The organism is Marinobacterium maritimum (assembly GCF_039523155.1).
In the GTDB taxonomy this organism is placed as follows: domain Bacteria; phylum Pseudomonadota; class Gammaproteobacteria; order Pseudomonadales; family Balneatricaceae; genus Marinobacterium; species Marinobacterium maritimum.
Map to the genome: position 1 here is coordinate 596,978 of NZ_BAAAET010000001.1, position 14,905 is coordinate 611,882.

General features: G+C 58.2%; 12 protein-coding genes. 6 read left to right on the forward strand and 6 right to left on the reverse strand.

All coding sequences use genetic code 11. The features are described from left to right. Positions 1-24 precede the first annotated feature (24 nt). The 4 genes from apbC (at position 25) to ABD013_RS02680 (ending at position 3,292) form a co-directional block, all read left to right on the forward strand. Positions 25-1,122, forward strand: a complete 1,098-nt coding sequence (gene apbC, locus ABD013_RS02665; RefSeq protein ID WP_343801888.1) for an iron-sulfur cluster carrier protein ApbC — start codon at positions 25-27, stop codon at positions 1,120-1,122. Positions 1,123-1,234: 112 nt separating this feature from the next. Next, the gene (gene dcd, locus ABD013_RS02670; RefSeq protein ID WP_343801891.1) at positions 1,235-1,801 is read left to right on the forward strand and encodes a dCTP deaminase; all 567 of its coding nucleotides are present in this window, start codon (positions 1,235-1,237) and stop codon (positions 1,799-1,801) included. A 21-nt stretch (positions 1,802-1,822) separates the two neighbouring features. Beyond that, a complete protein-coding gene (locus ABD013_RS02675; protein WP_343801894.1) occupies positions 1,823-2,470 on the forward strand; it encodes a hypothetical protein in 648 nt (215 codons plus the stop codon). Between the two features lie 30 nt (positions 2,471-2,500). Next, complete coding sequence (locus ABD013_RS02680) at positions 2,501-3,292, forward strand: hypothetical protein (protein WP_343801897.1); 792 nt, start codon at positions 2,501-2,503, stop codon at positions 3,290-3,292. A 60-nt stretch (positions 3,293-3,352) separates the two neighbouring features. Here ABD013_RS02680 and ABD013_RS02685 read toward each other — a convergent pair whose 3' ends face one another. The 6 genes from ABD013_RS02685 to ABD013_RS02710 form a co-directional block, all read right to left on the reverse strand. After that, entirely contained in the window at positions 3,353-4,648 is a 1,296-nt protein-coding gene (locus ABD013_RS02685) for a TolC family outer membrane protein (RefSeq protein ID WP_343801900.1), read from the reverse strand. A 22-nt stretch (positions 4,649-4,670) separates the two neighbouring features. Further along, the gene (locus ABD013_RS02690) at positions 4,671-7,727 is read right to left on the reverse strand and encodes an efflux RND transporter permease subunit (RefSeq protein ID WP_343801903.1); all 3,057 of its coding nucleotides are present in this window, start codon (positions 7,725-7,727) and stop codon (positions 4,671-4,673) included. Further along, positions 7,724-8,779, reverse strand: a complete 1,056-nt coding sequence (locus tag ABD013_RS02695) for an efflux RND transporter periplasmic adaptor subunit (protein ID WP_343801906.1) — start codon at positions 8,777-8,779, stop codon at positions 7,724-7,726. Before ABD013_RS02695 ends, ABD013_RS02690 begins: the two co-directional genes overlap by 4 nt. A gap of 18 nt (positions 8,780-8,797) precedes the next feature. Next, the gene (locus tag ABD013_RS02700; RefSeq protein WP_343801909.1) at positions 8,798-9,409 is read right to left on the reverse strand and encodes a TetR/AcrR family transcriptional regulator; all 612 of its coding nucleotides are present in this window, start codon (positions 9,407-9,409) and stop codon (positions 8,798-8,800) included. A gap of 78 nt (positions 9,410-9,487) precedes the next feature. Beyond that, the gene (locus ABD013_RS02705) at positions 9,488-10,660 is read right to left on the reverse strand and encodes a GGDEF domain-containing protein (RefSeq protein ID WP_343801912.1); all 1,173 of its coding nucleotides are present in this window, start codon (positions 10,658-10,660) and stop codon (positions 9,488-9,490) included. Positions 10,661-10,715: 55 nt separating this feature from the next. Next, entirely contained in the window at positions 10,716-11,903 is a 1,188-nt protein-coding gene (locus ABD013_RS02710) for a pyridoxal phosphate-dependent aminotransferase (RefSeq protein ID WP_343801915.1), read from the reverse strand. Positions 11,904-12,102: 199 nt separating this feature from the next. Between ABD013_RS02710 and uvrB the strand changes: the two genes are divergently transcribed. Together uvrB and ABD013_RS02720 are read left to right on the forward strand one after the other, a co-directional pair. Then, positions 12,103-14,115: an excinuclease ABC subunit UvrB gene (uvrB, locus tag ABD013_RS02715; protein WP_343801918.1), complete on the forward strand. Its 2,013-nt coding sequence runs from the start codon at positions 12,103-12,105 to the stop codon at positions 14,113-14,115. A 37-nt stretch (positions 14,116-14,152) separates the two neighbouring features. Further along, positions 14,153-14,890, forward strand: coding sequence for a sulfite exporter TauE/SafE family protein (locus ABD013_RS02720; RefSeq protein ID WP_343801921.1), 738 nt, complete (start codon positions 14,153-14,155; stop codon positions 14,888-14,890). The last annotated feature ends 15 nt before the right edge of the window (positions 14,891-14,905 follow it).

The following is a 14,905-nucleotide window of genomic DNA, read 5'->3' on the forward strand; positions in this document are numbered from 1 at the left end:
GGTGCCGGCAGTTGAGGAGGGCGAGTGACAGCAATTACCCAAGCGCAGATCGAAGCGGCGATCGATGCCTATGTCGACCCTGATCTTAAACAGTCGCTGCTGGCGGCCGGTGCTGTGCAGCAGATCGAGATCGAAGAGCATCGCATCTGTGTCCAGCTTCAGTTGAAGCATGTCTGCGCCAGTCGCCATCAGGCTTTGCGCCAGGCGCTGAGCGAACAGGTTCAGCCTCTGGCAGCTGAGCGTCAGGTTGAGATCGGGATCACGCAGCAGGTGGAAGCCCACCCTGGCCCGAAAAAACTGCCGGGTCTGGCGGGCGTGAAGAACATCATTGCCGTTGCATCGGGCAAGGGCGGGGTCGGCAAATCCACCACCACGGTCAATCTGGCACTGGCGCTGGCGGCCGAAGGCGCGCGTGTCGGCATCCTGGATGCGGATATTTATGGCCCCAGTCAGGGCATGATGCTGGGGGTAGCCGAAGGAGAGCGCCCGGAAACTGCCGAAGAAAAGTATTTCAAACCGATAGTACGTCATGGACTTCAGTCGATGTCGATGAGCTATCTGGTCGATGAAAACACGCCGATGGTCTGGCGTGGCCCCATGGTCAGCGGTGCCATGCAGCAGCTGCTGAATCAGACGCTGTGGCAGGATCTGGACTACCTGTTGATCGATATGCCCCCGGGTACGGGCGACATCCAGCTGACCCTCGCCCAGCGGGTTCCGGTCAGCGCGGCGGTTATCGTGACCACGCCGCAGGATATTGCCCTGCTTGATGCCAAAAAAGGGATCGAGATGTTCCGCAAGGTCGACATCCCGGTGTTGGGCATTGTCGAGAACATGAGCGTGCATATCTGCAGTAACTGTGGTCATGAAGAGGCGCTGTTCGGTGCTAATGGTGGCGAGCGTATTGCTGATCAGTACGAGACCGAGCTGCTTGGTCAGTTGCCGCTGGCGCTGACGATCCGTGAACAGACCGATGCCGGCAAGCCGACAGTGATTGCTGATCCCGAAAGCGCCCATGCGCAGCGCTACAAAGCCATTGCACGCCGGGTGAGTGCAGCATTGGCAGAAAAAAATTCACAGGGCGGGAACTTCGTGCCGAACATCGCGGTCGAAATCGATTAGTACAGCGAGATGAAATTTTCCGCCCCGGTGCAAGCCGGGGCGGTTTTTTTTGTGCAAAACGGGTAGAATGCTCCGTTGATTTGCTGAACTTCTTTTCAGGTAATAGGGTGTTATGGGTATCAAGTCAGATCGCTGGATTCGTCAGATGGCGGACAAGCATGGAATGATCGAGCCGTTCGAGGCCGGTCAGGTACGTCGGGTCAACGATCAGCCGATCGTGTCCTACGGTACATCGAGCTATGGCTACGATGTACGCTGCGCCGATGAGTTCAAGATCTTTACCAACATCAATTCTTCCATCGTTGACCCGAAAAGTTTCGATGAAGGCAGTTTTGTTGATGTTCAGTCTGATGTTTGTATCATCCCGCCCAACTCCTTTGCACTGGCCCGTACTGTCGAGTACTTCCGCATTCCGCGTGATGTGCTGACCATCTGCCTTGGCAAGAGTACCTATGCCCGTTGCGGCATCATCGTCAACGTCACCCCGCTTGAACCTGAATGGGAAGGGCACGTGACCCTGGAGTTCTCCAATACCACGCCGCTGCCGGCGCGGATCTACGCCAACGAAGGTGTGGCCCAGATGCTGTTCCTCGGCGCCGATGATATCTGCGAGACTTCATACAAGGATCGTAACGGCAAATACCAGGGTCAGACCGGCGTTGTCGTCCCGCGAACCTGATTCTTTTGATACTGGGTGTGCATGAATTCCAAACCTGATCTGAAACGGATCCAGGCGTTCTGGCAACAGATCGAACGTACGCTTGAACAGCTGCTGCAGAGTCAGCAGGAGATGCAGTTCGATGCCGAAAGCCTGTTGAATACCTACCGCGACAGCCTGCAGAAGATCGACCGTAACCTGACTTTCCATTTCGAGCGTGAGCACGAAGAGGGGCCGGTGGAAATGATCTTCGGCTGCGACGGCTATCCTGAGTCAATCCACTCGGTACTGAGTGTGGTAGGGGCCGCACCGGAGTTGAGTGGCATCAGTTTTCGTGCCTTCAACCACCGCTATGACCCCATCCCGTCCTGCGTCAACATGGGCGAAGAGCTTTGTGAGATTGAAGACTTCTGGTGCTCGTTGCGCGTGATCAACGGCAAGATGCAGCTGGCCATCTACCTGAAGGATGCGCCGAAAATCCTGGAAATGGATCCGCGTGTGGAAGCGGTGATGATCTTCCTCGATGCCCTGATCGGCGAATATGAGCTGATGACGAGAGTGTGGGCGCTGGACTGGTGCGAACTGCCGGCCGATCCGGTGGATTTCGGTCTGATTCCGTTGCAACAGCTACGTATGGCGTTTGACCGTCTTAGGGATGATGTCCAGCCAGTAGGCATTACCATTCACTGACCGGCCGCCAGGCCGGACGCGGAGGCACGCATGAGTCAGCAGTTGGCTGATCTGATGGATCGGGTTCGTCAGGAATATGTACGTCGGATGCAGGATAACGGCCAGAGCGAGCCTTACCTCACGGCGCACCGGGTATGTCAGCAGATGCTGACCTTGTCGCCTGTTGATCTGGCCAGTTTGATTGCGGATGACCCCAAGTTGTTGTCGGCCCGCGCCAGCGAGCTGGTGGAAGATCCTGCCGAGATGGAAAACCCCAGTGTTGGCGTGATTGTAACCAGCAATATATGTGCGGCAGCGCTTGAAGGTCTGCTGGTGGTAGCGGTTAATCGCCAGTGGCTGGAAGTGGATTCCGAGGATCGCATCATGGTCGATGCCTGGGAGCTGGATAACGTACCGGCTGTCAAAAGCATCGATTACAGTGATGTCGATGGTCCCAACCTCCAGCAGGCTGGTGCCAGTCAATTAAGCCTGCTGTTCAACGCGGCCGAAAAAGCCTATCTCAAGCAGCTGTCGGAAGCTGCGCACGATGCCTATCAGTTGGCACTCCAGGTATCGTCCGATTACGTCGTCTTTGCTCCGGAAGATCTGGCGCCCCTGATTGTCGAAAATCCGCTGTTGCTCGGGTTGAGGGCGGATGGCCTCGTAGATGAGGAGCTGTTTGAGGGTGATCCACCCGCAGGGCTGATCGTCAGTGCCCATCTGACCGAAATGCTGCTGCAGCAGCTGCTTGAGCTGGCGCACGAGCAGGGTGCTTTGGCGCTGGACAGCAGCGGTCAGCCAATTCTGTCGGATTCGGAAGAGGATGGTCCGATCGTTCACTGAGCGGGCTTGGTAACGAAAAAGGCTGACAGTTGTCAGCCTTTTTTGTGCGATTTTCCTGTATCAGGAGGCGGCCTGCAGCCATTCATCCAGTGCCAGCAGGTCTTCCGGACTCAGTGTGCCAAGCTGCAGCTTGAAGCGGAACAGCGTGGAGACGTGATTGAGGCGGGCGGTCGCATAATCCAGGCGAGCCTGGTATAGCGCCTGCTCTGCCTGCAGTACATCGACCACGTTGCGGGTGCCGACATTGAAGCCTTCTTCAGTTGCGCGCAGCGCAGTCTCGCGGGACTTGATGCTCTGCAGGCGCGCCTTCACACTCTGTACGCTGGTCTGCAGATCGCGCAGCAGTGAGCGAGTCTGCTCGGTAACGGCGCGATACTGGTCTTCACGGTTGTACTGGGCTGCGTAGAGACCCTGTTCCGCTTCGCGGACACGAGAGCTGGTGGCGCCACCGGAGAAGATCGGTACGCTTAATGTCAGGGCAACCTGGCTGCCTTCATCCCAATCCAGACGCTGGAACTCGGACTCGCTGTAGCCGTATGCCGCCTCCAGATTAACCTTGGGGTGGTGGCCTGAACGGGCAATCTGGCTATCGCGACGGCTGGTTTCCACACCGAGTTCACTTAGCTTGAGTGCCAGGTTGCCGTTGCGTGCCTTTTCCAGCCAGGCGCTGGGATCGGCAGGGGAAAGGGCTTCGATAGGGTAGTCCTCGCGCAGTGGGTCGACCTGGTTGAGTGACTGGCCTGCCAGACGCTCCAGCGCCTCGTAGCTGTTGGCCAGGGCGCCTTCGGCATCGATGCGCTGAACCACGGCATTATCGAAGGAGGCCTGGGCTTCCTGCACATCGGTGATGGCGATCAGGCCGACATCGAACTGGGCGTTGACCTGGTCCAGGCGGCGCTGCAGTGCACGTTCCTGGGCCTGGGCGGTTTCGAGGGCGCTCATGGCACGCAGTACACCCAGATAGGCGTCCACGGTGCGCTGGATCAGCTGTTGCTGGGCCAGGTCGAACTGAAGTTTGGCCTGTTCACTGATCACCTTGCTCTTCTGGAAGGTGAACCATTTGGTGGTATCAAACACCGGCTGTACCAGTGATACCTGCCAGGCGCGATCGCCGGCTTCCTGGTTCAGGGCGCCGCTGTCGGCCTGGGTATAGCTGCCACCGGCGTTGATCTGCGGCAGCAGGCCTGCGCGCCCCTGAGGGACGGCTTCCTGACCCGCCAGATAGGAAGCTTCCGCTGACTTCAGTTGAGGGTCGTTGTCCAGTGCCAGCTGGTAAAGGTCTGCCAGCGCGCCTGCCTGAACCGTTGAGCTGGCCATGGCGCCAGCAATCAGCAGTGGGACCAATCGTTTCTTCATCTGTTTCACGTGCGTGCTTCCTCTATCGATGTGCAGGATCAGGCTCGACCTGACGGAAGTTACGTTTCCCTAAGTAACTGTAGACTGTTGGGATCACAAAAAGGGTCAAAAGAGTGCCGAGCAGCATGCCGCCGACAATGACCCAGCCGATTTGCTGGCGTGACTCGGCGCCGGCACCGAATGCCATTGCGAGCGGCAGAGCGCCCAGCACGGTTGCGCCTGTGGTCATCAAGATTGGGCGCAAACGAAGGGCGGCTGCTTCAACAATGGCGTCGCTCAGTGCGGTGCCACGGTCCTGTAGCTGGTTGGCAAACTCGATAATGAGAATGCCGTGTTTGGTTACCAGCCCGACCAGTGTAATCAGACCGATCTGGCTGTAGATGCTCAGTGAGCCTCCGCTGAAATGCAGGGCTATGAGGGCACCCGCCAGGGCGGGGGGGACTGACAGCATGATGATCAGTGGGTTCTTGAAGCTCTCGAACTGGGCGGCAAGCACCAGGAAGATAAAAATCAGCGCCAGGCCGAAGGTCATCTGCAGGGTGTTGCTGGACTCCTTAAACTCGCGGGACTGGCCGGCGTAGTCGAAGAGCGCATCCGGGGCGACCTCCTTGAGGCTTTGTTCCATGAATGTGAGTGCCTCGCCCAGGCTGTAGCCCGGTGCCAGCATGGCCTGGATCTTGACTGCCTTTAGTTTGTCGAAGTGATTCAGCTCTTTCGCAGTAATACTTTCTTCAACAGACACCAGGTTGGCCAGCTGGATCATGTCGCCGTTGTCGCCGCGAACGTAAGCGCTGGTGAGATCTCCCGGTACCTGGCGATAGCGGTCCTCGATCTGCAGGATGACATCGTATTGCTCGCCCTGCTGCTTGTATCGCGTCAGTTCGCGACCCGCCATGAAGGTTTCCAGCGTACGACCAATGGTATTCACGTCGATGCCGACATCGGAGACCTTGTCGCGGTTCAGGGTAACCAGCAGTTCCGGCTTGTTGAGCTTGAGATCGGTATCAGGCTGCGCCAGTCCCGGATTCTCGGTCATTTTAGCCAGCATCTTGTCAGTGATGACGGCCAGTTGCTCATAGTCCGCCGTAGTTTTGATGATGAATTCCACCGGCCGGGAAATGATGCTTTGACCCAGAGACGGTGGGTTCATGGCGAAGCTCATGTTGCCGATCACACCGCCATAGAGTTGCGGCGTCAGGTCGTCGGTGATGGCCTGTTGCTTGCGTTCGCGCTGCTCCCAGTCCTCAAGGCGCAGGAAGGTGAGTGAGTTGGTTTCGCTGGGGAAGCCGACGACACCGAAGAAGTGCACTCCTTCAGGGACCTGGCCGACGATCCCTTCAACCTGGCGTGCATAGCGGTCGACGTAGTCAACGGACGATCCTTCCGGCGAGATGGAGAAGGTCATGATGGTGCCGCGGTCTTCGGTTGGTGCCAGCTCCTGTGGCAGTTGCTGGTAGAAATAGGCGGCACCGCCAGCACTGATGCCGAGCAGGACAACGGCCAGCAGTCGTGAGCGCAGCACCTTGCTCAGCAGGCGCTGGTAGAGTGAGCTGAGTCCGTTGAGCCAGCCTTCGATCAGGTTGAAAATGGCGCTATGGCGCTTTTCGTGATGCAGCAGGCGCGAGCTCAGCATCGGTGACAACGACAGGGCGATGAAGGTGGAAACGACCACGGCCCCGGCCAGTGTCAGCGCAAACTCGGTGAATAGCTTGCCGGTGCGCCCGGTGGAGAAGGCGACCGGGACGAACACGGCTACCAGTGTTGCCGTAGTGGCGATAACGGCGAAGCCGATTTCGCGTGCGCCCTTGAAGGCTGCCTGAATGGGGTCCAGACCGGCTTCCACGTGGCGATAAATGTTTTCCAGCATGACGATGGCATCATCGACCACCAGTCCGATCGCCAGTACCAGTGCCAGCAGGGTCAGGGTGTTGATGGAAAAATCCATCAGCAGCATCATGGCGAAGGCGCCGATCAGTGACAGCGGGATGGTCACTACCGGGATCAGTGTGGCCTTGAGGTTGCGCAGGAAGAAGAAGATCACCAACACCACCAGTACGCCGGCCTGCCACAGAGTCGTGAATACTGAATCGATCGATTCTTCGATGAACAGGGAAGAATCGTAGCCGACCTTGGCATGCATGCCGGGGGGCAGGTTCTGCTCGATCTGTGCCAGCATTTCACGTACCCCGCTGGATACATCCAGAGGGTTGGCGGTGGACTGTTTGATCACGCCCAGGGCGACGGCGTTGTCGCCGTTGAAGCGAGCGATATTGCGCTCGGAGGCAGGGGCGATTTCAACCCGGGCCACATCCTGAATGCGCACCGGATAGCCCTTGTCATTGCGGATAATGATTCGCTCAAACTCAGACACCGTGTTCAGGTCGGTCTGGGCCAGCACGGTGAATTCCCGCTCGCGGCTCTCGATGCGGCCGGCCGGGATTTCAACGTTCTGGGCGCTCAAGGCAGATTCTATATCCTGAGGTACCACCTGGTAAGCGGCCATCTTCTGCGGGTCCAGCCAGATACGCATGGCATAACGGCGTTCGCCTACAACCATCACACTGGCGACGCCGGGTACGGTCTGCAACGGATCCTTGACCCGGTTTTCCGCATAGTCGGTGACTTCCATGGTGCTGTGACTGTCGGACGAAAGTGCAATCCAGATGATTGGCTGGGCATCGGCCTCGGACTTGGCGACTACCGGCTCTTCAATGTCGTCCGGCAACTGGCCACGAACACGGCCGACGCGGTCACGCACCTCGTTGGCGGCGTCATCCGGGTCCTGCTCCAGGCGGAAGGTCACCGAGATCTGGCTTTTTTCCGATCGGCTGATCGAGCTGATAAAGTCGATGCCTTCAATGCCGGACAGAGAGTCCTCGATGATCTTGGTAACCTGTGATTCGATGATTGAGGCGCTGGCGCCCGGGTACACCGTTTCCACGGAAACAACGGGCACGTCAATCTTGGGGTATTCGCGCACGCTGAGGCGGTCATAGGCGATCAGACCCACCAGCAGGATGAGCAGGCTCATCACGCTGGCCAGAACCGGGCGCTTGATGCTGATGTCGGACAGGATCATGCGCCATTACCCTCAGCGGCCACCGGTTGAGGGAATACGGGTGTCACTGGCATGCCGGGGTGCAGCTTCATGTGACCGGCCGTGACGACCACGGCCCCAGGCTTGAGACCTGACAAAATCTGAACCTCACCATAGCGACGGCTGCCGGTGGTGACCGGGACAAGTTCAACCTGGTTGGTGTCATTGACCTGCATGATCAGGGTTTGCTTACCTTGCAGAATCAGGGACTGCTCGGGTACGACCAGGGCCTGTTCATCACGTGCTGTTGCAATGGTAATGCGTGCGAAGAGGCCCGGGCGCATCAGGCCTTCCGTGTTGGGTACTCGGGCGCGCACACTGATGTTGTGGCTACCGGGGTCGGCACTGGGCGATATGGCATAGATTTCACCCTGGAATTCCTGCTCACCGAGCGCGTCGATACTGAGGCTGAGTGTTTGCCCGTTACGCAACTGTTGCAGATGGCGCTCGGGGATGCTGAATTCAACTTTCAGGCTGGAGGAGTCGGTCAGCTCGACAAGGTCCTGGCCGATGCTGACAAAGTCACCCGGACTGACCAGTCGTAACCCTGTTGTACCAGAGAAGGGGGCGCGAACGGTCATTTTTTCCAGTCGTGTTCGGGCCAGTGCTACTTCAGCTTCATCCACGCGCAACTGCGCCAGCTTGGTATCGCGCTCGGTACGGGAGCCGACCCGCTTTTCCAGCAGGCTGGCGGCGCGCTCATATTCCAGTTGGCTGAGACGGGCGCGTGCCTGCGCCTGTGCCAGGGCTGCATCGTAAAGGGCTGTGTCCAGTTTGAACATGGGGCTGCCGGCGCTGATCTGTTCACCTTCCTTGAACAGGATCTCGCTGATGCGACCGCTTTGTTCAGGGCGGATCATGACCGATTCGTTGGCCTGCAAGACACCGACCGCTGTCAGTGACTGTTCCAGCAGTGATGGTTGCACACGTACGACTTCAGCGGGCAGGCCCGCAGGTTTGCCTTCCTCTGCCCTGATGGGCAGGCTGCTGGAGAGCAGGCTGGCAATGCAGAGAACGAGAATTCCTTTTTTCATGTTGGGCTCTTAGGGGGCTTAGAGTTGATTTTTATTGGGTGGCAGCAGGTGCTGCCAGAGCATCTCTACCGCCTGGTAGAGTGGTTCGCGACTGTTTTCGGTTTTCATGCGCAGGACGGCGCCTTGCCAGTAATCCCAGATCAGCTGGGCCAGTTCTTTGGCCGGCAGGTCGGTTCTGACAGTGCCTTCCTGCTGGCAGATGACAATGTCATCGGTGATGGCGCAGATTACCCGACTGATGGCATTTCGAATGGCGGTTCGGAAGCTGTCAGACGCCAGGGCCATTTCGCCGGACAAATTGGCCAGCAGTCCGCCAATCCGCTCGTTAGTCAGGCTGAACTCTTCTATCAGCCGATGCATCATGATCTTCATCTTGTCAGCATGGGAGCCTTCGAGCTGGTCGAACTCTTCCTGCCAGCAGTCCATTTCGAGGACCTGGTAATGTTCGATCACTTCGATGGCATAAGATTCTTTGCCGCCGAAATAATTGTAGAAGGATCCGCGGGAGACACTGCAGGCTTCCAGAATCATGCTCAGGCTGGTGCCGTGATAGCCATGTAACTGGAACAGGGAGTTGCCAATCTCCAGCAGAGATTCGCGGCTGTGCGTGGGAGGTCTGCCTCTGCTCATTAAATTGAACCGTTCATTCCAGAAAGGAGGTATTCTGCCCCATTGGAATGATCGGTTCAATATTATATTAAGCAGTTTTCAGGCAGCGCCCTGTTTCTTGGACTGCTGCAAACGACTGTCGGCGAGCAGCATCAGTTCGTCACTGCTGCCATTGACTTCAGTCATCAGAGCGGTGCCGGCGCTGGCCTGGAACGGGTGGCCCAACTGTTCAGCCATGCTGCGATTGATCTGCCCCAGGCGCTTCAGCAGCGGGGGCGGTTGTTTGCCTGCCGGCATCAGCATCACAAACTCATCGCCGCCAAAGCGGAAAACCCTGTCATCAGGGCGGCAGACGTGGCGCAGCTTGTCAGCAAAGGTGCAGAGTACGCGATCACCTTCCTGCTGGCCGAGTTCGGCATTGATGCGGGAGAGGCCATCGATATCAATCAGGGCGAGCAGGTAGTCATGCTCGGGATGATTTTGCTCGATGTGCTCAAGTGCAGCATCCAGTGCATCCCGCTGTGGCAGGTGGGTCAGCGAGTCGGCAGCAAAAGTTTTGTTGTCGTCATCGGCAGGTTTTGGGGGCAGCCAGGCGCCAACCAGGTCGGCACACAGCTGAAGCAGGTGGATGCTGTCGGCAAGGCTGCTTTGGGGTTCGGTGTCCCAGACGGCAAGGTGGCCGATCATGTTGCCATCGGCATCTTCAACACGCTGGCCCAGCCAGATGCCCCGCTCCGGTAGCAGAGGATCCCGGGTGGGCTGGCTCCATTCCTGTACCTGAGTGGCACCGGCATGGTCGGTGTAGAGTGAAGCGGCCAGGCTGGTGTTCAGGTCAAGTGTTTGTGGTGGCTGCTGTTGGCGGTCATGCCAGTGCCCGACCAGGGTGAGCTGGTGCGTATTAAGTGTGGTACAGGCGGCGGCCGACTGCCACCCCAGCAGCTGACTCAGGATCTGCGGCAGGGCGAAGAAGGGGCTGGCGCCACTTTGCAGCTGTGGTATGAGTGCCTGCATCAGCTGGCGCTGTTGTGCCACGGCTCGGTGGCCGCTGGCGATTACCAGGGTGTGGTCGCCGGCGATCAGGCGCTCAAACAGGGTGCCTGCACACACCAGAAGCTCATCTGAACTCTCACGCCCCCAGTGCTCTACCTGGTGGCGGTCGGATTTGGGCAGTTCGTTAAAGGCTTCATTGCTCCACTGGACACTGCTTTCCTTGAGTAGCAAAGCGGGTGCGGAGGTGGTGGCAAGCAGTTGGGTCAGGGCGCGGGTTTTCATTGATGGAGTGTCTGTGGCGGAAAGAAAACGCCCCGGTCGGGCCGGGGCGTAGGGGTTACTTCTCGAGTGCCGCCTTGATGCGACTGATTGCCGATTCCAGCACGTTGAGGCTGGTGGCAAAGGAGAGACGCATGTTGCCGGGGGCACCAAAGGCAGAGCCTGGGACCAGTGCAACGCCGGCTTCCTGCAGCAGGAATTCGGCCAGGGCGATATCATCCTCGAAGTCCGGGCGTGCATCGATCACGGTCTGGAAGCTCGGGAAGGCGTAGAAGGTGCCATCCGCTTCAATGCAGTCCACGCCTTCAATCTCGTTCAGTGCAGCGACGACAAAGTCATGACGTTGCTTGAACGCGCTGACCATCATCTCGACGCAGTCCTGAGGACCGTCCAGTGCAGCCTGGGCGGCAACCTGAGCGATGGAGTTCGGGTTGGAAGTACTCTGGGACTGGATCTTCTTCATCGCACCGATCAGCTTGGCCGGGCCAGCCGCGTATCCGATACGCCAGCCAGTCATGGAGTAGGCCTTGGAAACGCCGTTCAGCACAATAGTACGCTCATACAGTTCCGGGCAGGCGTTCAGGATATTGCAGAACGGCTGCTCGGTGAACAGGATGTGCTCGTACATGTCGTCGGTAGCGACCAGTACATTCGGGTACTGCTTCAGAACTTCACCCAGGGCTTTCAGCTCTTCCAGGGTGTAAGCGACACCAGACGGGTTGGACGGGCTGTTCAAAACGACAAGACGGGTCTTGTCAGTAATGGCGGCGTCCAGCTGTTCCGGAGTGATTTTGAAGCGCTGTTCCTGGGTGGTGGTGATAATCACCGGCTTGCCTTCGGCGACCAGAACCATGTCCGGATAGGACACCCAGTACGGAGCCGGAATGACCACTTCGTCGCCCGGATTGAGCAGGGCCAGAGACAGGTTGAAGAAGCTCTGTTTGCCGCCACTGGAGACCAGAATCTGGTTGGCTTCATACTTGAAGCCGTTCTCACGCTCGAACTTGGCGATAATCGCCTTTTTCAGCGCCGGTGTGCCATCTACAGCGGTGTATTTGGTGAAACCGTCCTGAATGGCTTTAGTGGCCGCGGCCTTGATGTGCTCGGGGGTGTCGAAATCAGGTTCGCCGGCACCCAGGCCGATAATGTCATTGCCTTCGGCACGCAGCTCGGCAGCACGGTTGGTCACTGCCAGGGTGGGGGAAGGTTTAATGCTGTTCACGCGGTTGGAAAGTTGCACGTCCAAGCCTCGGTCCTCTCTATAAATCGGTGCAAGGTATCCATCAATGCATATAGCCGGATGAGCATACAGCATAAATGATCGGGTCTGAATGCCTCTATGTTAAAAAAAGCCTATGCCAAACGTCAGGTGCAAGGGTGGAACAATTTATTGCTGAGCCGGTGACGGGGTATAATGCGCGGTTCTCGATGACAGTGGTGGAGTGATGAAGCAGAGGTTCAGGGTACAGTCGGCATTTGCCCCGGCCGGGGATCAGCCGGTGGCGATCGAAACACTGGTGGACGGTTTGGAATCTGGCCTTGCGGCACAGACGCTGCTCGGTGTGACCGGCTCGGGCAAGACCTTCACCATCGCTAACGTAGTGGCGGCCGTGCAGCGCCCTACCATCATCATGGCGCACAACAAGACGCTGGCGGCCCAGTTGTACGGCGAGTTTCGCGAGTTCTTCCCCGATAATGCGGTGGAGTACTTCGTGTCCTACTACGACTACTACCAGCCGGAAGCCTATGTGCCGGCCTCGGACACTTTTATCGAGAAGGATGCCTCGATCAACGACCATATCGAGCAGATGCGTCTCTCCGCCACCAAGGCACTGCTGGAAAGGGATGACGCCATCATCGTGGCCACCGTGTCGGCGATCTATGGCCTCGGTGACCCTCAGTCCTACCTGTCGATGATGCTGCATCTGGACCGGGGCGATATGATCGACCAGCGCGACCTGTTGCGTCGTCTGGCTGAATTGCAGTACACCCGTAACGATATCGAATTCCACCGCGGCACCTACCGGGTGCGCGGCGACGTCATCGATGTGTTCCCGGCGGAATCGGAAAAAGAGGCGATCCGCATCGAGCTGTTTGGTGATGAAGTTGACCAGATTGCCTGGTTCGACCCGCTCACCGGCGAAGTGCTGCGCAAGGTGCCGCGCGCCACCATTTATCCGAAAACCCACTATGTAACTCCGCGCGAGACCCTGCTGGAAGCCACCGAACATATCAAGGAGGAGCTGCGCGAACGCCTGAAACAGCTCCGGGATAACAATAAACTGGTTGAGGCGCAGCGGCTGGAACAACGCACCCTGTATGATATCGAGATGATTCTGGAACTGGGCTATTGCTCGGGCATCGAGAACTACTCACGCTATCTGTCCGGACGTGATCCTGGCTCCGCACCACCGACGCTGTTCGATTACCTGCCCGACAATGCGCTGCTGGTGATCGATGAGTCTCACGTGACCGTGCCGCAGATCGGGGCCATGTACAAGGGAGACCGTTCGCGCAAGGAAACCTTGGTCGAATACGGTTTCCGGCTGCCCTCGGCACTGGATAACCGGCCGATGAAATTCGAGGAGTGGGAGCGCATCTCACCGCAGATGATCTTCGTGTCGGCGACACCGGGCAAGTATGAAGGTGAGCATGCTCAGCAGATCGTCGAGCAGGTGGTGCGGCCGACCGGCCTGGTCGACCCCGTCGTCGAAATTCGCCCGGCCAGTACGCAGGTGGACGACCTGCTGGAAGAGATCAACCGGGTGGCGGCACGCAAGGAGCGTGTGGTCGTGACGGTGTTGACCAAACGCATGGCCGAGGATCTGACCGAGTATCTGGCTGAACACAATGTGCGGGTGCGTTACCTGCACTCCGATATCGACACCGTGGAGCGAGTGGAGATCATACGCGACCTTCGTATCGGCGAGTTCGACGTGCTGGTGGGGATCAACCTGCTGCGTGAAGGGATCGACATGCCGGAAGTGGCGCTGGTGGCGATCCTGGATGCCGACAAGGAGGGCTTTCTGCGCTCGGATACGTCGATGATCCAGACCATTGGGCGTGCGGCGCGTAACGTCAACGGCCGGGCTATTCTCTATGCCGACCGCATTACCGGCTCCATGCAGCGTGCACTGGATGAGACCCAACGCCGCCGGGAAAAACAGATGGCGTTCAATGCGGAACATGGCATCACACCGCGTGGCATTCGCAAGTCAGTAGCGGACATCATGGAAGGCGCTCAGCAGGTACCGGGCCGTAAGGGACGGGGTGCCGCACGCAAGGTGGCCGAGCCAACAGCGGAGTATAGTGTCGATGCCGCGGCGCTTTCGCCAGCCGAACTGGTCAAGGCGATGAGCCGGCTGGAAGATAAAATGTATGAAGCGGCCAAGAACCTGGAGTTCGAAAAGGCGGCGGCCTATCGGGATGAGCTTGAGCGGCTCAAGCACAGTGGCTGAGCTCGGTCACTGACGAACAAGGATCAAGGAGTTGTTGATGCTGGAGTGGAGTGTGCTGGTGGTGGCCGGGTATCTTGCCGGTGTACTGAATGCCATCGCCGGCGGAGGGTCTTTCCTGACCTTTCCTGCGCTGGTGTGGGCCGGTGTGCCGCCGATTACGGCCAATGCCACCAGTGCTGTGGCCGTGTTGCCCGGCTATCTGGGAGGGGCGGCAGGCTTTCGTCGTGAATTGCGTGAGTTGAGTCGACGGCAGCATCTGCAAATGTCGCTGGTTGGGCTGGCAGGTGGTCTCTGCGGGGGGCTGTTACTGCTGGTGACGCCGGCCGAACTGTTTTCGCAGGTGGTGCCGGCGCTCTTGCTGTTGGCGACGCTGATGTTTGCCTTTGGTCAGCAGTTGTTGGCGCGGATTCGCACAAGTGAAAATCCGTTGCCACTGTTGCCTGGTCTGTTTGCCGTTGCCGTCTATGGCGGCTATTTTAATGGTGGGCTGGGAATCATGTTGCTGGCGATGTTTGCCGCAGCGGGCATGAGCAATATGCTGCTGATGAACGGCCTGAAAAACTGGATTTCGTTTGTCATTTCGCTGATCTCAGTGCTGGCCTTTGCTATTGCAGGTAAAGTGCTATGGCCGGAAGCGGTGGTGATGATGCTGGCGGCTACTCTGGGTGGTTATCAGGGAGCCGCGCTGTCACGGCGTTTGCCCGCAAAGTGGGTCAAGGCGTTCGTGGTCCTCGTGGGCCTGGTCATGACAGCGATCTTTTTTGCTCGTGCTTAATGGATAGAAACGAAC

Excerpts from the sequence above, each read along its gene's own strand:
- ABD013_RS02720 (WP_343801921.1), top strand. The coding sequence starts at position 14,153 with ATGCTGGAGTGGAGTGTGCTGGTGGTGGCCGGGTATCTTGCCGGTGTA.
- dcd (WP_343801891.1), top strand. The coding sequence starts at position 1,235 with ATGGGTATCAAGTCAGATCGCTGGATTCGTCAGATGGCGGACAAGCAT.
- ABD013_RS02680 (WP_343801897.1), top strand. The coding sequence starts at position 2,501 with ATGAGTCAGCAGTTGGCTGATCTGATGGATCGGGTTCGTCAGGAATAT.
- uvrB (WP_343801918.1), top strand. The coding sequence starts at position 12,103 with ATGAAGCAGAGGTTCAGGGTACAGTCGGCATTTGCCCCGGCCGGGGAT.
- ABD013_RS02705 (WP_343801912.1), bottom strand. The coding sequence starts at position 10,660 with ATGAAAACCCGCGCCCTGACCCAACTGCTTGCCACCACCTCCGCACCC.
- ABD013_RS02685 (WP_343801900.1), bottom strand. The coding sequence starts at position 4,648 with ATGAAGAAACGATTGGTCCCACTGCTGATTGCTGGCGCCATGGCCAGC.
- ABD013_RS02675 (WP_343801894.1), top strand. The coding sequence starts at position 1,823 with ATGAATTCCAAACCTGATCTGAAACGGATCCAGGCGTTCTGGCAACAG.
- ABD013_RS02700 (WP_343801909.1), bottom strand. The coding sequence starts at position 9,409 with ATGAGCAGAGGCAGACCTCCCACGCACAGCCGCGAATCTCTGCTGGAG.
- ABD013_RS02690 (WP_343801903.1), bottom strand. The coding sequence starts at position 7,727 with ATGATCCTGTCCGACATCAGCATCAAGCGCCCGGTTCTGGCCAGCGTG.
- ABD013_RS02695 (WP_343801906.1), bottom strand. The coding sequence starts at position 8,779 with ATGAAAAAAGGAATTCTCGTTCTCTGCATTGCCAGCCTGCTCTCCAGC.